Origin of the sequence: Gottfriedia luciferensis (assembly GCF_002156865.1) — a bacterium.
GTDB classification, from domain to species: Bacteria; Bacillota; Bacilli; order Bacillales; family Bacillaceae_G; genus Gottfriedia; species Gottfriedia luciferensis.
Genome location: NZ_NCTA01000006.1, coordinates 170,191 through 190,041 on the forward strand (window position 1 = coordinate 170,191; position 19,851 = coordinate 190,041).

A 19,851-nucleotide genomic window follows, 5' to 3' on the forward strand; every position below is an offset into this window, starting at 1 on the left:
CCTCTCATAAAAAACAATATAATTAAATAAAGGTATGGATAAGCATTGAAATGACAACAGCAAATGAAAGGTAATAATGCCAGTTTTTGTCTTTTCGTTTGTATCTTAAGAATCCTAAAATTCCTAATGGAATTAATAATAAATAAGTAATTACACCTGATATATAGACTGCATTGGTTTTCCATTGAAAAAATGTCATGATAACTGAATGGATTGTAATCAAAACAAATGCAATTAAAGAAACCGGTACATGTATTAATTTGCACCATTTTAATAATTTACCTATAAATTTTTTAAATTTTATTTGTCCATTTAATTTCTTTAATCTTATTAAGTAATATAAAGGAAACATTGCAAAGGCAGTAAAGACTCCAATTCTACCTAGGGAACCCTTATTTTTTGCATAAGATTTTAAAGGATTATGTGATTGTAAATTAAGTTCATTTTGATGTAAAATTGTCCAACATCCCAACCCCAAAATAATGATTGATATGATTAAACTTAAATAAATTAACTTTCTTTCGTTTTTATTTTTCACCCAATTTTTTAGCATTGCAGTATTTCCTTTCATTTTCGAAAAATAATATATAATTTAAACTTTTTTCAAATCTCATTTCTGTTTATTATGTGAAAATCATTTGCTATAATCTAGAACACTAGCTGCAAGATGATTTTTATTTGTCTGTTCATTTCATTTAAGTATGCTTACAAGTGATTACACGAACTATTGTATAAAAGAAAAATGAAAATAAAGTGAAAATTTATACGTTTTTTGTTAAATAATAATTTAATTATGTTAAATTTTGCTTTTTTTCGAAGATTTATTTATTAAATCTTTTACAACTGGAATGATTGAAATAATGACAATGCCAATTGTTAATAATCCAAAATGATTTTTTATGATTGGAATGTTACCAAAGAAATAACCAAGAATAACCATTAAGCTCGCCCAAAGTGTCGCGCCAAGTAAGTTGTAGGTTATAAATGTTGAATAATTCATTTCTCCTATCCCTGCTACAAAAGGTGCGAAAGTCCTAATGATTGGTATAAATCTAGCTAATACTATGAATTTTGCGCCCTTCTTTTTATAGAACTCTTGAGTTTCTTTAATATGTTCAACATTAATTATTTTCATTCTTTTACTATTAAGAATTTTCAACCCAAGTTTCTGACCAATTAAATAATTTAACGAATCTCCTAATGTTGCTGCTATGATTAAAATAATCAATAACACAGTTAGATTTAAAAAATGTAGAGCAGCTAGTGCACCAGCTGTAAAAATTAATGAATCACCTGGTAAAAATGGTGTCACAACTAATCCTGTTTCAAGCACAATCATGATAAATATAATGAAATAAGTTAATGATCCAAATTGATGGACAAAAGAAATAAGATGTTGATCCAAGTGCAAAATAAGATCAATAATTTTTTTAATCAATTCCATTTAAAGCCTCCAAAATTCACTTTTATGACACTGTTTTATTTAATTTAAATATATCGGAGACTGGTATTTTCATAATAAATGTACTACCTTTTCCAAGCTGACTTTGAACAATGATTTTTCCATTAAATGACTCAATAATCGATTTTGCAATTGATAAGCCTAAACCAGTGTTTCCTTCATCTCTCGATCTATGTTCTTCGATTCGGTAAAAACGATTAAATATTTTCTCTTGCAGCTCTTTTTTGATGCCTATACCACAATCGCTAATTTCAAATAATAAATACTTTGTTTTCTTTTCTGACTGGACAAAATAATTCAAAGTAATGGTAGAATTTGATGGAGAATATTTAATAGCGTTATCCACGAAAATATTTATTAATTGTTTAAAACTTTCCTGATTAGTTTGAACCGTTAATTTATGGAGTTGTTTTATTTCTATTTTTTGATTTTTTTCTGATGCTTTATATTGCCAAGCTTTTTGAATTTGTTCTGTAAAAGTATCTAATTGGAACTCTTCAATATTCATTTTAGCAATTTGTTTATTATCAATTCTTGCTAAGAACAGTAATTGGTGTACAAGATTCCGCGTATCACTCAATTCCTTTTTTAAATCCATTAATGTTTCTTTACCAAAATCTGAAAGCCTGTCTTCCTCTATACTTAATACTTCAATCCCCGCTTGTAATACAGATAATGGTGTTCTTAATTCATGGGATGCGTTTTCTACAAATTCTTGTTGTTCTTTATATGATGCGATAATTGGTTCCATTGCTTGGTTAGTGATTTTCTTCCCAAAGTAATACGCCATAAAACAAAAGATAATTGATAATAAAAATGAAATACTCACAAATTGTTTTATTAAATAAACAACTGATGATAAATCTTTACCACTATAGATTGTGCCAATTAATTGATGGGAAGAATTATAAACTTTTTCTGTGATAATCATTAAATTTAGCTCTTCTTTATGATGTGGAGCAATTCGCTTAATTACTACCCTATTTTGATTTGGATCAATTTTTCTTAATACTTTTTCAATATCCTTTGTGTATCCTGGTGCTGTTTCATCGTAAATTTCAAAATCGTTATGTTTATTTAATAGATAATTAAAATAAACGTTTTTATGTTGTTTGTGTTCATGGTGATTATTATCATAATCAGGATTTAAAGTTGATTCTTTCATTTTTACTTCTTTTATTTCACCCTTTAAAACAGTTAATAAGTCACTTTTTTGATCTAAATAGATATAAAACGAAAGTGCTACCCCCACTGAAATATTAAATAAAATAATAAAAATGATTAAAATTCTAAGGTTAAAAAAGGTTAATCGTTTACTAATTTTTTGAAATAATGACATCTCATTTTTCGATTGTATAGCCAACACCTCTAACGCTTTTAATATAAGTTTGATGATCAGGTAAATCGATTTTTTTTCGAAGATTTTTTACATATGCATCTACTGCATTACTCGTAACTTCTGATTCAATTCCCCATACTCTTTCAAAAATAACTTCTCTAGTTAAAACAATTCCTCTATTTTTAACTAGCAAATCAAAAAGTTGTAGTTCTCTTTGTGTTAACTGGATTTGCTCTGATCCTCTACTTAAGTTAAAATTTGTCCGATTGTATGATAAATCTTCTATTTTAATAATATCTTCTTGAAGTGGAGCAAAGTTTCTTCGATTAAGCACTTTGATTCTTGCAACAAGTTCACTAAAATCGAAAGGCTTTATTAAATAGTCATCTGCTCCAGCTTCTAACCCTTCTACTCGATGATTAATACTATCTCTAGCAGTTAACATTAAAATTGGACCTTCAAACCCTTTACTTCTAAGGTTTTTGCAAATTTCAATGCCACTCATTTCTGGTAACATCCAATCTAATATAAGTAAATCGAATTCATAATGTAGTGCTAACTCCATTGCTTCAGTACCATTCATAGCCCATTCAATTTGAAAAGGCGTTTGTGTTTTTAGCAAATGTGTCGTGAGTTTTCCTAGTTTCTGATCATCTTCAGCAAATAAAATCTTCAATTTTAATCCCCTTTATTCAATTCGTATTTTTATTCTGCAGAACTTAATTTCTTTCTCATCGTTATAGGAAGCCTATTTACTATTATTTCGTATACTTTTAATAATATTTTCATTAAAAACTCTGTATAGTTTTTAGTTTTGATGACAACTAATGCAGCTAATCCAGATAAAATAAATGAGCCGACGATATCAAAAGGATAGTGCACACCAACGTAGATGCGTGATATACCAACCAATATAGCCCAAATAGCGCTATATTTAGCTAATGAATTTTTTCTTAGTAATAAAATAATCGCAGTCGAAAATACTAATGTACCGTGATCACTTACAAATGATGAATCGGATGAGTGACTTATAAGTTTCGTTACATGATGGTTAACGAATGGACGAGCGTGATAATAGAATTGATGTAAAATTAAGTTGCTCCCTAAAGCTAAAATCAGTGTCAAAACGATATAAAAAGCTGTATATTTTTTGTTTGTATTTTTTTGGAACCATAAATAACATAGTAATCCAATTACTACTACAATCGCAGATTTTGATAAGAAAATCATAAAATGATCTAAAACCGACGATTTCCCTGCAAAATCATTTATAAATTTGAAAATTGAATAGTTCATAAAACTTTCCTCCATTTTTTAATTCGTTCCTCATTATAGATAAGTTTTATGAAAAAAAAATGAAAAACGTAAAAAATATTGATTAAAACTGTTCAACAAAAAAAGGATCTTTCTAAAGATCCTTTTTACAGAGTGTTGAAATATAAAGGCAGGAAAGGCAAATAGGAAGAAATAAATCCAATAAAATACTTTAAAGTCTTTTAATATCTTTTCCTTTCACTTTCCCCTTAAACCAAATTTATTTTAAAGTTTTTTCAATAACATGTTTATAAATAACCTCAGCGATCTCCTTCTCTACTTCAAGTCTCGTTTCATTATTTAATTCAAATTGGCATCCATTTAAAATAAAGATCATGCCAAATTTTTTATCCTCATGCCAATATAAATTGCTAATCAATCCATAGGCTTCACCAGCATGGCCAATCATTTCATTGTAATTTGATAAAAAATCATGACTGATATGAAAACCTAACCCCATTTTCGAAAAGAAATGATTCTTCTCTTCTCTAGACCAATGAATTGATTTCATATAACTTGATGTTTCAGGTTTCAAAATTTGAGAACCATCAAAGCTACCATTTAGCATATGTGCTCTTAAAAATTTACTAAGTTCAATTGCAGTTGTTCTTAACCCGCCTTGAGGCTCAAATAATCCACCATGGGTACCAGAAATATATTCATCCCAGTAATTTTTCGAGTACTCTTCTTGTTGGTCATCTTCAATTGTAATGTTGAAAACGTCTAAGTCTTTGTCTAATTCATATAAGTTCGCTACTTCGTGCTGATTTTTAATTAGATTAGAATAAGAAAATGCTACATTCTTCATATGTAATGGCTCAAAAATAGATTGCTTTATATATTCATCGAACCGTAAATCCGAGGTTTTTTCGATAATCGCCCCACAAATTATTGCTCCAATATTCGAATACATCCATTTAGTTTTGTCCCCTGGCTCCCAATCTCCCCAAATTTTGCTCGTGTAGAACTTACCACCCTCTAAAAGTAAATCTTCAATTTTTATTGTAATATCCAAATGGCCTTCTTTTATAAATTTTGCATAAATGCTATTTGAAACATCATCTGAATTTAATGAAGATAGGTGAGTTAAAAGATGTCTTAACGTAATCGTTGAATTGGGATATCGTGGATTTCTAACTTTAAATCCAAGATAATTACTTATATCTTCGTCTAAATTTACTAAATTTTTCTCAACCAGTTGCATAATTGCGGTTGAAGTAAATAATTTTGAAATTGAAGCGATCCGAAACATCGTTTTTTCGGTCACCAGATCTTTTGTTTTCAAATTTCGGTAACCGAGTGCCTCGGACCAAATTAACTTATCTTTATAAACAGCTGCAGCTTGGAAGCCAACTATTCTAAATTTCCCCATTTTTTCTTGTAATATTTCACGTATCATTTTAGATTGGATATCTTCGTATTTAATCATTTTAAACCTCTCCAATGCCGAATTTTTTTATAAAAACATAGTGAAAATATGTAATTTTTTTATGTAGAAAAAATTTTTTTAAATGAAGCGTTTACATAATTATTTTAATATTGTAATACCCTTTTCATGTTGCTAAAATGAATCTTATGAAAACGGAATTAAGGGGATAGAATAAATGATATTGATTGAGGTTTTTGTGTATGCAGGAATCATAGCTGCAAGTATATCAGGTACATTAGTTGGTATTCAAAAGAAATTGGACTTATTTGGTGTTGTTTTTTTAGCAGCATGTACAGCATTGGGTGGAGGATTAATACGTGACATTATTTTAGGTCAAACAGTACCGAATGCATTTGCAAAACCTCAATACTTTATCGTAAGTACGGTTGTTTCGATTTTAACATGGCTATTTTATCAACGAACATTGAAATTCAATTCAACATTAATTATTACTGATGCCATCGGTCTAGGAGTTTTTACAGCAGTTGGCTCATATTCGGCTATAGATCATGGTTTAAAAGGATCGTTCCTGATTGTTTCGATGGGATTAATCACTGGAATCGGTGGCGGCATTATGCGCGATGTTTTTGCTAGAGAAATCCCTTTTGTATTCAGAAAAGAAATTTATGCTATAGCAGCAATTATTGGATCCTTATCGATTTTGTTCACTAATGGTGAGTTTTCAAAATTAGAATCTTTATATATCTGCTTTCTTATTACAACAGCTATTAGAATAATTGCTGTACGATATAAAGTTAATTTCCCTATTCGAAATGTAAACGATAAATCATTTTTACTTTAAGCTTAACAATTTTGTTAAGCTATTTTTAATGGTCCTAACCTTTTAAAAAGATTAGGACCATTTTTAATTATTTAGAGACACTTTTTGTTTCTATGTATTCTTTATATAAAATTTCTTTTTGAACATATTCTTTTAATTCATCAATTACTTCAACAACTTTCGCAAAAGCATCTGGTTTTACGATTGTATCATTTTCGAAATCAACTGGGTCTAAAACTAATTGCTTTGGTAGAGCATTGCCATAAACGCCACGAATCACAGTTCTCATATTATTTAAAGCATTAATTCCACCTTTCCCTCCACCAGCTACTGCTAATAAAGAAGTCGGCTTTTTCTTAAATGGTTCTGACCCTAAAAGTTCAACTAGATTTTTTAATGCGCCACTCATTGCATTATTGTATTCTGGTGTACATAGGATTAAACCGTCTGCTTTAACTAATAACTCTTTAATTGATTTTACGACCTCTAAATCTTTTTGTTCAGCTTCTCCATTATAAAGAGGAACTTCTTCTATCGCTAAATCTAAGTATGAAAAATTATTAGCTTCAGCAATTTGTTTTGCTAAGAATCTAGTTCGACCAATTGTTCTTGGTGACCCATTTACTACGACGATGTTCATTTAAATTCCCCTCACATTGTTAATTAGTTGTTCTAGTCACATTTAAACTACAAACAATAGTATAATAGAAAACAATATTTTTGCCCAATATTTTAAACGGAATTAATTGAAAAATTAGATTTTTACTTTTACTATTATCAGTAAAAATCTAAAGTGTACTAATAAGGGGTTATATTATATACTTATTTGACAGAATATTAAAATTACATTTAAAAAGGATGTGATGTATATTGGAAAAGCTGGTAAGAAATAAAAAAGCAACAATCAGTATAATTATTGCTATGGCAACATTTGGAACTGTAGGATTCGTTGCTCCAAAAACCGGACTTAAAGCAATTGATTTAGTTTATATCCGCTGTACTTTTGCAAGTATTTTTCTATTTGCTGTTTGGTACCTTTCAGGTTTAGCAAAAAAAGAAATATACAATAAAAAGGATATTTCACTCTCTTTATTGAGTGGGATCTTATTAGTATTGAACTGGGTGTGCCTTTTTAAATCATTTGAAAATCTTTCAGTTACAATATCAGTTTCAATCTATTATTTAGCACCTGTCATTTTATTTTTATTAGGTAGTTTTGTATATAAAGAAAAAATAACAGTCGTTCCTTTACTTGGAGTTCTAAGTAGTTTTATTGGTTCTATACTTCTATCGGGGATTAATTCAGATTTTTCTGTTGATAAATTACTATCTTCGGGTGTGATTTGGGCTTTTCTAGCTGCAATCTTTTATGGGATATTAATGGTTGTCAATAAAGGTATTACAAAAACTAGTTCATATTTTACTACATTAATACAAACAACATTAGGATTTATTCTTCTAATTCCATTTGTTAAATTTAATGCGTTTCAACATTTGAATTTTGAAAACTGGAGCTTTATTTTAATTATCGGTTTTGTACATACCGGCATTATTTATGCATTATTCTTCGGTAATATCCGGTTTTTACCTTCTAACATGATTGCAGTGTTAACTTTTTTAGATCCTGCAGTTGCTATTTTATTAGATACCGTTATAACTGGGTTTAAACCAACTTCAACTCAAATCACTGGTATTTTCATGACGTTTTTAGGAATTGCATTAATCATGTTACTTAATTCTCCAAAGAAAATAGCGCAAAATTCAACTAATAAAATTGCAAATTGATCGTTAAGTTCTAAAAAAATGGCATCTTCATTGTCAAATTATACTAAAAGTACTATAATGAAGTCATAAAGAATATAATAAAAAGGAATGTGCTGCACACACATCCCTTCCGAGTAGTAATTGTAAAGTTGCTTTCCTCGGATCTAGTGAAAAAATAATCACCATAACCAGTCGAGGGGTAGGGTGGTTATTTTTTTTTGCTTAAAGAAATGATAACACCGATTACGCCTAAGATTACAGTGGAAGTAATTCCAATCGTTTGGATGATTAATGTTGCAATCTCATAACCAGTCATTATATCACCTCCCTTCTAACGGAAGAAAGGCACCTACCACAACTCTACTCTACCTAATTTTACCATAGAAATATGTAAAACACCAGAATATATGTTCGCTTTTATTTTCAATCTACTACTTATCACTAGAATAAATTTTTAATTTTTAACGATGAATGAAATAATAATATATATTTACATCATATCAATGCTAATGAGTATTTAGTCGTTAGTATTTATTATGAATTAAACGATTGAAAAATTGTATACAGCCATCGTTTCTTATTCATTTAGTTCATATGTTTTCTATTATGATTTCATTCTTTTCCCTTAACCAAAATTGTATTTATCCCCCATCTTAGAATGACATTTTGGTATGTGAGAAAACCTAAACCTTTCTCCTCTCTCCTCTTATGAGCTTGCTTCTTTCCAAGTATTCTTAATAACAATCACACTTAAATTAAATGTTTAAGTTATTACTTATCTCCTTAATATTTACATTGAAATTTTATTTCTAGATATTTTAGATTATTTTGAAATTTAATTTCAAATTTTATAGACAATACTTTCCATTTTTGTTAGTTTTAGTATATGTAAGCGCTACAAAATTTAATAGAAAGTAAGGTGGAATATGTATGAACAAAAGAAAGTTTGGAAAATATGCAATTGCTGCTACTGTAGGAGCATCCCTATTATTTCCACAAATTCAGAGCGTTAAGGCAGCATCTACTTCACACTATTCAGTACCGCCTAAACATGAACTACGAGCGGCTTGGATTGCATCTGTAGTAAATATAGATTGGCCATCTGCTACTGGCTTATCTGTTATGCAACAAAAATCGGAGTTTATTAAACTATTAGATGAAGTAGAAAAAATGGGGATGAATTCAGTTGTTGTACAAATCAAGCCGACAGCAGATGCATTTTATCCATCTGAATACGGTCCATGGTCTAAATACTTAACCGGTACACAAGGAAAAGATCCAGGCTATGATCCTCTTGAATTTATGGTTGAGGAGGCTCATAAACGAAATATCGAATTTCATGCATGGTTTAACCCGTACCGTATAACAATGCCGCGAACAGCACCAGGTAATGCAACTTTAGAAGATTTGAATTCTTTAGCAGAAAATCACCCAGCAAGAAAACATCCCGATTGGGTACTTCCGTATGGTAAACAATTATATTTTGATCCAGGTAATCCAGAGGCGCGTCAATTTATAATTGATGGAATCATGGAGGTTGTAAAAAAATATGATATAGACGCAGTGCATTTGGACGATTATTTTTATCCATACCGTATTGCAGGTCAAGAATTTCCAGATCAACCTTCTTATGAAAAATACGGTAAGCAAACATTTGCAAACAAAGATGATTGGCGACGTGATAATGTAGATCAATTCGTTAAAAAACTTCACAACAGTATAAAAAAAGAAAAATCATATGTGAAATTTGGAATTAGTCCATTTGGGGTGTGGCGAAACATAGCGAAAGACCCAACCGGTTCTAATACAACCGCAGGACAAACAAATTATGACGATCTATTCGCTGATACAAGAAATTGGATCAATAAAGAATATTTAGATTATATTACTCCACAGATTTATTGGAATATTGGATTTGAACCAGCTGCATATGATATTCTTGCAAATTGGTGGTCAAAGGAAGTTCAAGGTAAAAATATAGATTTGTATATCGGACAAGCTGATTATAAAATTAATGCAAATAATGAAGCATGGGCTATGCCTGATGAATTACCGAATCAAATTGCTTTAAACCGAACAATTCCAGAAATTAAAGGTAGTATGCACTTTTCTATAAAAGATTTAGACAATAATCCTTTAGGTATTAAAGACCGTCTAAGTCAGGATGTTTATAAAACAAAAGCGTTAATTCCTTCCATGCCTTGGTTAGATGATCAAGCACCTAAGAAACCAAAGTTTGATAATGCTGTTCGCACCTCAAATGGTGTAAAACTAACAGTAAACAATCATCCGAGTGAAAATGACGTTGCATATTATGTTGTCTATCGCTTTGACGGAACTAAAAAGGAAAGTATTGATGATCCTAGAAATATTTTAACAACTATACGTAAAACTGAAGATGGAGAAACAACTTATCTTGATACAACAGCATGTAAAGATCAAGATTACACATATGAAATCACAGCAGTTGATCGTCTTCATAATGAAAGTAAAGAAAGTAATCAAATAAAAGTTAAAGCAGATAAAAACTAATTGTACTTAATAAAAGAAAAAGAACTTCCATTTATTTTTGAAGTTCTTTTTCTATCTATTTCTCAGACTCCTATTTTCATCAAAACTGCTTTAATCATAAAATAAGTAATATCTGAAGGTAATTCTTCTTTAATTGGTTTCAGCTTTTCACTTCCAACAATCTTTATTGCCTCTTTAATTTGATTTTCTATCTCATTTGGAACTAATTCATCCCACTTAAAAGTAGCGTCTTCTACTGCGCCTTGTAATATATGATTTTCTACCGTTACTGTATTTAATCCTCTTGATTTAGCAATTTCAGAAATTGAACTTCCATTTTGATAAGATTCATAGGAAATTTTATGTGAAGCGATTTTTTTATTCGTCGTAGTTTTTGATTGTACCGCTTCTTCATGAATAGCATGATCTTCTTTATATTTCTTGATTACTTCAATAAATTGTTTTCCGAATCGTTGTTGTTTTTGTAAACCGACACCTTTTGCTTTTAAGAATTCTTCTTCAGTAGTTGGAAGTAAATTACATAAATCTCTTAACGTGCTATCTGAAAACACTACAAAAGGTGGAACTCCTAATTCGCTTGCAATTTCTTTACGTAAAGTTCGTAATTGGTTAAATAAATCATCGTTGTCAGTATTCGTGTACTCAATTTTTAGATCTTCTTTTTTCATTACTGTTATTTTATTTAATAAAACTTCTTTCCCTCTATTCGTTACTGTTAGTAATGGAAATTTCCCATTTGTAACACCAATAAATTGCTCAGAAGTTAAATAATCAATTAAATCACCAACGTTTTTAAGCGTTCGTTCCTTAAATAGCCCATAAGTTGTTAATGTATGAAAATTAAATTCTAGTAATTTTTTATTATTTGAACCAGTAAGTACCGAGGCTACCATCGTTTTTCCGAATCGTTCCCCCATACGTATAATGCATGATAAAACAATTTGAGCATCGATTGTTATATCGATGGAAGTACGTTGATCAATGCAATTACTGCATTTTCCGCACTTATGTTCACTGAAATCCCCAAAGTAGTTTAAGATAAAAGCTTGTAGACATGTTTCACAATAGCTATAATCCTTCATTGATTGTAGTTTAGCAATTTCTTGTTTTAAACGGTCAGGATCAAAAGTTGATTGCTCGATTAAGAACCTTTGGATTTGTACATCTTGTGCATTAAAAAGTAAAATACATTCACTCTCTAATCCATCACGCCCTGCTCTTCCTGCTTCCTGATAGTAGCTTTCCATATTCTTTGGCATTTGATAATGGATTACAAATCTAACATTACTTTTATCAATCCCCATTCCGAAAGCATTTGTAGCAACCATTACATTTATGTCATCTTGTAGAAATGCATCTTGTTGCATAGCTCTTTCATCATCACTTAGACCAGCATGATATCGACCAACAGAAATGCCAAGCTTTTTTAATTGATTTGTAACTTTATCTACTTCTTTCCTTGTAGCAGCATAAATAATCCCAGATTCATTTATATTTTTCTTTATATAGTGACTTATAAAATCTAATCGATTTTGACCTTTAACTACTTTAAAAGATAAATTCGACCTTTCAAACCCCGTCATAATTGTAGTTTCTTCATTAATGCCTAATTGATTACAAATATCGGATTTAACTTGTGGAGTTGCTGTTGCTGTCAATGCTAGAATCGTCGGATTTGTTGGTAATTCTTGAACTAACTTTTTTATACGTAGATAACTTGGTCTAAAATCATGTCCCCATGATGAAATACAATGAGCTTCATCTACTGCCACGAGCATAATAGGTAATTTTTTTAATTCATTTATAAAACTTTCAGATTCTAATCTTTCTGGAGCAATATACAATATTTTGTATTCACCATAGCTTAAATCCATCATTCTTTCATTTACTTCATTATATGAAAGTGAACTATTGATAAATGTGGAAGGTATGCCTACTTGTTGCAGGGAATCAACTTGGTCCTTCATTAAAGAGATTAATGGAGAAATGACGAGGGTAATTCCTTGAAGAATTGTCGCTGGAATTTGATAACAGATCGACTTTCCACCACCAGTTGGCATAATACCTGCTGTATGGTTTCCTGATAGAACTCGTTCAATAATTTGTTCTTGTCCAACTCTAAAATTTTCATAACCAAAATACTTTTTTAAGTTTGCTCTTGCTTGGGTTAGCATATAAACCTCCTTTTTGCATCTATTCTACAATTTTATAATACTATATCGAAATAGAAGAAAGTAAATTTCTTAAGCAATTTTCAAAATTTAAATTATCTTCTTTTTGACGTTTTTTTGGTCCTTTTACTCGCCCGCCAGCATTTCGTATTTTTTTAGAAACATAACGTGTATGTAATAACGAATCGATATTTTCATTTGTATATTGGAACCCGTTTTGATTTAATACATATGCTTGTTTGGATAACACCATCGCAGCTAGTCCATAATCTTGTGTAATAATGATATCTCCTTTAGACACCCGGTTTACTAATGCAAAATCAACTGCGTCAGCGCCTTGTGAAATAACGATTGTTTCTGCGCCTTCTCTTTGCATAATATGAGCGGTATCACATAACAAAATTACGTTTATATTGAATTCAGTTGCAATTTTTATCGTTTCATTCACTACCGGACAACCATCTGCATCAATTAAGATTTTCATTATTTTCTTCCTCTTTCAATTGTTCTCTTAATTCGTTTATCTCAACTGTAGTCAAATTTCTCCATTTCCCTATCGCAAGATTCGCTAAATTTATATTCATAATACGTACTCTTTTTAATCTAACAACTTTAAATCCAAAGTTTTTTGCCATTTTACGGATTTGTCGATTTAAGCCTTGGGTTAAAATAATTCGAAATGTATACTCATCAATCTTTGATACGAAACATTTCTTCGTAAGTATGTCACCAAGTAATACGCCATTTGACATCCCCAAAATAAAAGCTTCGTTAATTGGTTTATCAACAGTAACGATATATTCTTTCTCATGCCCGTGTTCACTATGTAATATTTTATGTGCAATTGGCCCATCATTTGTAAGGATAATTAACCCTTCTGAATCTTTATCTAATCTACCGATTGGAAATACTCTTCTCGGATAATTTACAAAATCAATAATATTGCCTTCTACTGTACGAAGTCCCGTACAAGTTATTCCTACTGGTTTATTCAAAATGATATAGTCTTTTTCACTCGTCAGCTGAATCTTTTCATTTTTAATTGTCACAATATCATTTTCTTCAACATTGCTGTTTTTTTCGGCAAGGATACCATTAATTTTCACTTGGCCTGAAGCAACCAATCTCTCTGCAGCTCTTCTTGAACAAAAACCTGAAGCACTAATATACACATTAATTCTCAATGCACGTTCCTCTTTTTCTAACTTTTCTTTTATCATAACAAAAATTGTTGCCAACCTGAATGTAAAATAGTTCTTCCGTTATAATTGACCTATCCATTAATCAAGTTTTTTCCATATTATAAACCTTAATGCTTTAAAAGGTATTTAGTTTAGGGTTATCATACCTTCTACCATTTCTTTACTAATATTCACATTCGATTTTACCCTTATTAGACATAAATAAAGTCAGATTCTATTATTTAGAATCCGACTAATTTTACTTAACTATGCTTTTTTAACATTCGTTGCTTGTGGTCCGCGTTGTCCATTTTCTACTTCGAATGTAACTGCTTGACCTTCATCTAATGATTTGAAACCATCTGTTTGGATTGCTGAGAAGTGAACGAATACATCATCACCATTTTCACGCTCGATGAATCCAAAACCTTTTTCTGCATTAAACCATTTTACTTTACCATGTTCCATTATTGTTACCTCCTCGTGTGTCAACACACTTAGTAATAGTTAAATAGTAGCAATAAATGGTTAGAATATCAAATTCACCTGAAAAATAATTGCATAAGTAGTCGAATATGATTTTGTTTGTCTTTTCATTGCGAAATTTATTAGCGTATTTTCCGAACGTATTTACTTTAGATATCAAAAGAAAATATATCTTTAAATCCTTTTCTTCCTTCAAAAGTAATTTTTATTGCTCTTGTTTTTGGCATACGTTGAATCCAATTTAGTTCTAAAAATCTTTCTAGAAGAGCATTACCTAATGCCCCACCAATGTGGTAACGCCTTTCACTCCAATCTAAACATTTGTGGGAAAATGATCGTCTTTTCTTCTTAATCTTTTCAAGATCAATTTGAAAATCAGTAAAAAATCTTTCCCCATGCTCAGTAACAATAAATTCATTCTTTTCTTCGTTTATAACTCCCAATTTCAATAAAGAATCTGTTAATAGAACTCCAAAATTACCGGCGGGATGATCATAGCAAGTTCTTGCAAAACGGAGTGCTGTATTTTCAGAAGCTTGTTTTAATGACTTAATTTCAATTGGTGGAGAAATAGATAATAATGTTTCCAAAATTTGAGCAACTTCTTGATTTCGAATACCGTAATACCGATGTCTCCCTTGTTTTTCAACGCTAATTAAATTCGCATCGACCATTTTTGCTAAATGAAAACTAGCAGTTTGTGGTTTTATTCCTGCCATATATGCTAGTTCACTAGCGGGATGAAACCTCCCATCTAAAAGGACAGTTAAAATTGCTGCACGAGAAGTTTCACTTACAATTGTAGCAACTACTGCTACATTAGGATTTGCATTCATTTTCATTCTCCTCCCTTTATGTATTCCATATTTCGATGATAATGGAAATATTTGTATTCTACAATAAATTTAGTAGTAAATTAAAAGTTGGAGGTAACAAAAATGACTCATTCTACAAATACAAAGTTAATAAAACCAAAGATTTTATACTATGGAACACCTGTGATTTTACTAAATACGCTGAATGAGGATGAAACAGTTAATATTAGCCCTATGTCTTCATCATGGGCATTAGGTGAAAGTATAATATTAGGAATTGGACTTGGCGGAAAAGCTATTGAAAATTTACAACGTCATCCTGAATGTGTAATTAATGTACCAAGTCCTTTTTTATGGGAAAATGTTGAATGTTTAGCTCCTTATACAGGAAAAAATCCCGTTCCTGATTATAAGAAAAATAACGGATTTACATATGAAAAAGAAAAATACAATATCAGTAAATTAACCGCTATACAGTCACAAACAGTTAAACCTACTCGCATTGCAGAATGTCCAATTCAAATTGAGGCAATTGTAAAACACATTCGTATACCTGAATATTCACCTGATTTTGCAATTGTTGAGACACATGTTTTACATGTACACGCTCATAATGAAATCATCATTGAAGAAAATCATATTGATCCAAATAAATGGAGTCCACTCATATACAATTTCCGTCATTATTTCGCTCTAGGAAATAAGTTAGGCAAAACGTTTCGTTCGGAAATATAACTTCTAACTTTGGTGCTTAGAAATAAAGAATGTTTCAAATCTAAAAGTCAGATTCCTTTTAAGGTTAATTAGTGATTTTAGGCAATTGCCTGCATTATTTACATAAGGTGATTTAACCTAAAAGAAATTAAAAATATTTGGAATATTATGGTAAAAACTATTCATTCATGATACCCTTTAATGAGTATTACTTTGTAATTACTGAACATGTAAAAAAGGAGGGTTATTTTGTTTGGAGTAATCTATCTAATTGGTATGTCAATAGGTCTTGGATTTTTTGCATTAACCTATTTATTTAGTAAAACACTAAAAACTTGGTACAGATCATTAGTCGTTTTTATAATAGGTGTACTTTTTCTTCTAGGAAGTATAATTATTGTTGGCGGATTTGAAGGTATGGGCTACGGTGTAATAAGTTTAGGAATATTGTCAATCGCTGTTTTGTTGCTCATATTTCCAACAAGCTTACTATGGAAAAAGTCCATCTATACTGTAGTTATTTTGGCTATTCTGTCGAACGTAGCATTTGGATATCTGAATAAGTTGAATTACTGGGTTGTGAAAAAATCAGATTATTCCTATGTTAACAGTGTTGATTCTTACATAAAGAAAATCCAGAATGAACCATCTATTCAAGGATATAAAATCTTTACGATTCTTGAAGGGAATCAAGGAGTTGTTCTTTCTTTAGGTGAAAAAATGTTTGGAAATAATATCGAAGTTTTAGATGTAGAAGAAAGTGGTAACACCACTCATATAAAAATAAGAACATTTCAAAATAAGTCAATCGAGAAGAACCCTGTGATTGTAATTGGTGTTGAACGATTACAACCTGAAATACTTATTACTGACACAGATGGTACTGTTTATAATAAAGCCGATTAAATAACTACCTACTCCCTTTTATACGTCCCGTAAATGTTAGAAACTAACTTAACAATTACGGGCTGTTTTTGTATCTAAATTTATGTCGGAAGTAAAAATACAAAATGTACTTATGCTACCTAATAATAATTTAAAATTAATTTTGTCACAAAAAGCTACCGATTATCGTTATATTAGAAGCTCTTATTCCGTAATAGTAATATGTATATTGGACAATTGAAAGGATGTGAAAATATGCAAGTTCTTTATGAACAGTATAAAAAGTTACTGTTTAAACTCGCATATCAATTACTAGGATCAGTTTCAGATGCAGAAGATGTTGTCCATGACGTTTTTATAAAATTATATGACGTATCCCCTGAGAAACTGAGTGAACCAAAAGCATATCTTTGTAAAATGGTAACAAATCGATGTCGGGATATACAAAAATCAGCTCGAAATAGACGTGAGCAATATTTTGGAGAGTGGCTTCCAGAACCCCTATATCATGTCGAAGAAAATTCAATAGAATCGGTCGAACGTGAAGATCAATTAGCTTATGGAATGCTTGTTTTACTTGAAAAATTGACACCAACAGAGCGTGTCGTTTTTGTCCTTCGTGAAGCACTTAGCTTTGAATATCATGAAATAGCCGATTTAGTTGAAAAGAGTGAAGCTAATTGCCGGAAACTATTCAGCCGTTCAAAGGCAAAGATGGGGATTAACTCTGAAGAAGAAATTCATTCTGAAGCTAATGTTCATGAAATAGCCCACAATTTTATTCTAGCTCTAAAAAACGGAAATCTAAATCAAGTCATCTCTATGCTTGATCAAAATGTTGTACTTGTTGCAGATGGTGGTGGTAAAGCAACAGCCGCAGTAAATCCAATTGTATCAAGAGATTTTGTTACAAGGTTTCTTAATGGGATTCTACGAAAAGCAACGTTGGCCGAGGGGATGTCACAAGTTGAAATTCGTCAAATTAATAGACAACCTGCATTTGTAATTCGTTCTAAAGAAGGAGTTCACACTGTAGGAATGATTCATGTTGTAAACCATTTGATTCACAACATTTATATTATCCGAAACCCTGACAAATTGAAGCATATAGGAATATGAAATAGTTTTTTAAATAATGCTCTGTTAACAAAAGAATGTTGATGATTTCCGTTACAGGATGCCCAAAGAGAGGAACAAGAAAAGGCAGGATCAAAGAGAAAGGAAAAGAAATTAAAAGACAGTATTCCTATCAATCTGTTTTCCTCTTCTTTCCCTGCCTTACCTGCACTTCCTGCATTTTAATTCTCCCATCTTCCACTCCAATGTCTTTAAATTGCATAAAATCTTTTTCAAATATTTGTTTGGCAAAAAATTAACTAATAACATTAACAAAGCCTAAAAAAAAAGAAAGCGCGTGAAATTTTCTAACGCGCTTTCTTCTTTTTTTATAGGTAAGCAAATTACTTAAGACCTGCTCTTGATAATCCAAATGCTGCATCTGCTGTTCCTGGAACTGTTTTAAACGCTACATTTAGGCGATTCCAAACATTTATTGCCGAAATTGAGAATGTTAAATCTGATAATTCTTTTTCTGAGAATTGTTCACGAACTCGTTCATAAATCTCATCAGATACACCATGTTCTGGTATCTTTGTCATAATTTCTGTCCATGCTAATGCAGCACGCTCACGGGGACTAAATAGTGTAGATTCACGCCAAATTGAAATGTGGTAAAGACGAAGCTCACTCTCACCATGTATTTTGGCCTGTTTGACGTGCATATCTAAGCAAAAACCACATCCATTCATTTGTGATGCTCTTATGTGAACTAAATGAAGCGTCTTTTCTTCAATTGAACTTTCCTTCTCTGTAGCGCTAAGTTCTATCATTTTATTAAAAAATTCTGGTGATTGTTTCGTATAATCAATTCGTGTCATATTGATCTTACCTCTCTTTTTTTATTTTTAGTTTAAGTTGAATATACGAGCTCATAAGATTACTGGATACGATACATAATCATATCGATTTCCATCCATTTATCTCACTCGTACATATAACGACTTTGTATTTCTTTTTGTGACATTCTTAAGTTGAAGTTTATTGATTGTCATCCCCTGAATGGATTTATCCCTCCTTCGATTTCACTTACTCGAATATAAAACGATTACGTAACTCTTTTTGTGACATTAGATTCTAAAATAAATTTGAAAATTATTAACCATTTTGACAAATAAACTATGAAAGAACAAAAAGCAGTAGAAAAACCATTTCGGTTTTACTGCTGCTTCAATAAATAATGGATATTTCTCTAATTGGCTCTGAAAAAAAGAGTGTTGATGATTTCCGTTGCAGGATGCTCGCTTTCCATGGGGCGTGAGAAAATATCTAAGCAAAAACCACATCCATTCATTTGTGATGCTCTTATGTGAACTAAATGAAGCGTCTTTTCTTCAATTGAACTTTCCTTCTCTGTAGCGCTAAGTTCTATCATTTTATTAAAAAATTCTGGTGATTGTTTCGTATAATCAATTCGTGTCATATTGATCTTACCTCTCTTTTTTTATTTTTAGTTTAAGTTGAATATACGAGCTCATAAGATTACTGGATACGATACATAATCATATCGATTTCCATCCATTTATCTCACTCGTACATATAACGACTTTGTATTTCTTTTTGTGACATTAGATTCTAAAATAAATTTGAAAATTATTAACCATTTTGACAAATAAACTATGAAAGAACAAAAAGCAGTAGAAAAACCATTTCGGTTTTACTGCTGCTTCAATAAATAATGGATATTTCTCTAATTGGCTCTGAAAAAAAGAGTGTTGATGATTTCCGTTGCAGGATGCTCGCTTTCCATGGGGCGTGAGCTGAGCCTCCTCGGCAAGCCTGCGGGGTCTCACCCTTCCCGCTACTCCCATAGGAGTCTCCCACCTTCCACTCCAATCAATCTCTAAATAAACTATAATATA

The 19,851-nt window shown here is 30.9% G+C and carries 21 protein-coding genes; 6 read left to right on the forward strand and 15 right to left on the reverse strand.

Going from position 1 to position 19,851, the window contains the following annotated elements:
* Nucleotides 1-22: 22 nt before the first annotated feature.
* The 6 genes from B7R67_RS07440 to B7R67_RS07465 form a co-directional block, all read right to left on the reverse strand.
* Entirely contained in the window at nucleotides 23-553 is a 531-nt protein-coding gene (locus B7R67_RS07440; RefSeq protein ID WP_088069045.1) for a hypothetical protein, read from the reverse strand.
* Nucleotides 554-796: 243 nt separating this feature from the next.
* Nucleotides 797-1,444 (reverse strand): VTT domain-containing protein, encoded by a 648-nt coding sequence (locus B7R67_RS07445; RefSeq protein WP_088069046.1) that lies wholly within the window; start codon nucleotides 1,442-1,444, stop codon nucleotides 797-799.
* A 22-nt stretch (nucleotides 1,445-1,466) separates the two neighbouring features.
* Nucleotides 1,467-2,801, reverse strand: coding sequence for a sensor histidine kinase (locus B7R67_RS07450; protein ID WP_088069047.1), 1,335 nt, complete (start codon nucleotides 2,799-2,801; stop codon nucleotides 1,467-1,469).
* A gap of 1 nt (nucleotide 2,802) precedes the next feature.
* A complete protein-coding gene (locus tag B7R67_RS07455; RefSeq protein WP_088069048.1) occupies nucleotides 2,803-3,477 on the reverse strand; it encodes a response regulator transcription factor in 675 nt (224 codons plus the stop codon).
* Nucleotides 3,478-3,506: 29 nt separating this feature from the next.
* Nucleotides 3,507-4,097: a phosphatase PAP2 family protein gene (locus B7R67_RS07460; protein ID WP_158095052.1), complete on the reverse strand. Its 591-nt coding sequence runs from the start codon at nucleotides 4,095-4,097 to the stop codon at nucleotides 3,507-3,509.
* Between the two features lie 238 nt (nucleotides 4,098-4,335).
* The gene (locus tag B7R67_RS07465) at nucleotides 4,336-5,544 is read right to left on the reverse strand and encodes a serine hydrolase domain-containing protein (protein ID WP_088069050.1); all 1,209 of its coding nucleotides are present in this window, start codon (nucleotides 5,542-5,544) and stop codon (nucleotides 4,336-4,338) included.
* Nucleotides 5,545-5,719: 175 nt separating this feature from the next.
* Between B7R67_RS07465 and B7R67_RS07470 the strand changes: the two genes are divergently transcribed.
* Complete coding sequence (locus tag B7R67_RS07470) at nucleotides 5,720-6,346, forward strand: trimeric intracellular cation channel family protein (RefSeq protein ID WP_088069051.1); 627 nt, start codon at nucleotides 5,720-5,722, stop codon at nucleotides 6,344-6,346.
* A gap of 67 nt (nucleotides 6,347-6,413) precedes the next feature.
* Here B7R67_RS07470 and B7R67_RS07475 read toward each other — a convergent pair whose 3' ends face one another.
* On the reverse strand, nucleotides 6,414-6,965 hold the full coding sequence (locus B7R67_RS07475) for an NADPH-dependent FMN reductase (RefSeq protein WP_088069052.1): 552 nt from the start codon (nucleotides 6,963-6,965) through the stop codon (nucleotides 6,414-6,416).
* A 230-nt stretch (nucleotides 6,966-7,195) separates the two neighbouring features.
* Here B7R67_RS07475 and B7R67_RS07480 point away from each other — a divergent pair, with 230 nt between their 5' ends.
* Both B7R67_RS07480 and B7R67_RS07485 read left to right on the forward strand, forming a co-directional pair.
* Nucleotides 7,196-8,110, forward strand: a complete 915-nt coding sequence (locus B7R67_RS07480) for a DMT family transporter (protein WP_235822112.1) — start codon at nucleotides 7,196-7,198, stop codon at nucleotides 8,108-8,110.
* A 909-nt stretch (nucleotides 8,111-9,019) separates the two neighbouring features.
* Entirely contained in the window at nucleotides 9,020-10,621 is a 1,602-nt protein-coding gene (locus B7R67_RS07485) for a glycoside hydrolase family 10 protein (protein ID WP_088069053.1), read from the forward strand.
* A gap of 62 nt (nucleotides 10,622-10,683) precedes the next feature.
* On the opposite strand, the gene recQ is transcribed toward B7R67_RS07485, so the two are convergent.
* From recQ to B7R67_RS07510, 5 genes are all read right to left on the reverse strand, one after another.
* Nucleotides 10,684-12,795, reverse strand: a complete 2,112-nt coding sequence (gene recQ, locus B7R67_RS07490; protein ID WP_088069054.1) for a DNA helicase RecQ — start codon at nucleotides 12,793-12,795, stop codon at nucleotides 10,684-10,686.
* A gap of 40 nt (nucleotides 12,796-12,835) precedes the next feature.
* Nucleotides 12,836-13,279 carry a YaiI/YqxD family protein gene (locus B7R67_RS07495; protein ID WP_088069055.1) on the reverse strand — a complete coding sequence of 148 codons (444 nt, stop codon included), beginning with the start codon at nucleotides 13,277-13,279 and terminating at the stop codon, nucleotides 12,836-12,838.
* Nucleotides 13,260-13,976 (reverse strand): pseudouridine synthase, encoded by a 717-nt coding sequence (locus tag B7R67_RS07500; RefSeq protein WP_088069076.1) that lies wholly within the window; start codon nucleotides 13,974-13,976, stop codon nucleotides 13,260-13,262. The genes B7R67_RS07495 and B7R67_RS07500 overlap by 20 nt, the downstream gene beginning before the upstream one ends.
* A 264-nt stretch (nucleotides 13,977-14,240) precedes the next feature.
* Nucleotides 14,241-14,441 carry a cold-shock protein gene (locus B7R67_RS07505; RefSeq protein WP_088069056.1) on the reverse strand — a complete coding sequence of 67 codons (201 nt, stop codon included), beginning with the start codon at nucleotides 14,439-14,441 and terminating at the stop codon, nucleotides 14,241-14,243.
* Between the two features lie 167 nt (nucleotides 14,442-14,608).
* A complete protein-coding gene (locus B7R67_RS07510; protein ID WP_088069057.1) occupies nucleotides 14,609-15,295 on the reverse strand; it encodes an ArsR/SmtB family transcription factor in 687 nt (228 codons plus the stop codon).
* Between the two features lie 102 nt (nucleotides 15,296-15,397).
* On the opposite strand from B7R67_RS07510, the gene B7R67_RS07515 reads away from it, so the two are divergent.
* The 3 genes from B7R67_RS07515 (at nucleotide 15,398) to sigJ (ending at nucleotide 17,992) form a co-directional block, all read left to right on the forward strand.
* Nucleotides 15,398-16,009: a flavin reductase family protein gene (locus B7R67_RS07515; protein WP_088069058.1), complete on the forward strand. Its 612-nt coding sequence runs from the start codon at nucleotides 15,398-15,400 to the stop codon at nucleotides 16,007-16,009.
* 228 nt (nucleotides 16,010-16,237) lie between these two features.
* Complete coding sequence (locus B7R67_RS07520) at nucleotides 16,238-16,894, forward strand: hypothetical protein (RefSeq protein ID WP_088069059.1); 657 nt, start codon at nucleotides 16,238-16,240, stop codon at nucleotides 16,892-16,894.
* 234 nt (nucleotides 16,895-17,128) lie between these two features.
* Nucleotides 17,129-17,992: an RNA polymerase sigma factor SigJ gene (sigJ, locus tag B7R67_RS07525; RefSeq protein ID WP_088069060.1), complete on the forward strand. Its 864-nt coding sequence runs from the start codon at nucleotides 17,129-17,131 to the stop codon at nucleotides 17,990-17,992.
* Nucleotides 17,993-18,333: 341 nt separating this feature from the next.
* On the opposite strand, the gene B7R67_RS07530 is transcribed toward sigJ, so the two are convergent.
* From B7R67_RS07530 to B7R67_RS22375, 3 genes are all read right to left on the reverse strand, one after another.
* Nucleotides 18,334-18,810, reverse strand: a complete 477-nt coding sequence (locus B7R67_RS07530; protein ID WP_088069061.1) for a carboxymuconolactone decarboxylase family protein — start codon at nucleotides 18,808-18,810, stop codon at nucleotides 18,334-18,336.
* 371 nt (nucleotides 18,811-19,181) lie between these two features.
* On the reverse strand, nucleotides 19,182-19,412 hold the full coding sequence (locus tag B7R67_RS07535) for a carboxymuconolactone decarboxylase family protein (protein WP_088069062.1): 231 nt from the start codon (nucleotides 19,410-19,412) through the stop codon (nucleotides 19,182-19,184).
* A gap of 145 nt (nucleotides 19,413-19,557) precedes the next feature.
* Nucleotides 19,558-19,851, reverse strand: a 294-nt coding sequence (locus B7R67_RS22375) for a hypothetical protein (RefSeq protein ID WP_407920383.1), incomplete at its 5' end; no start/stop codon positions are given.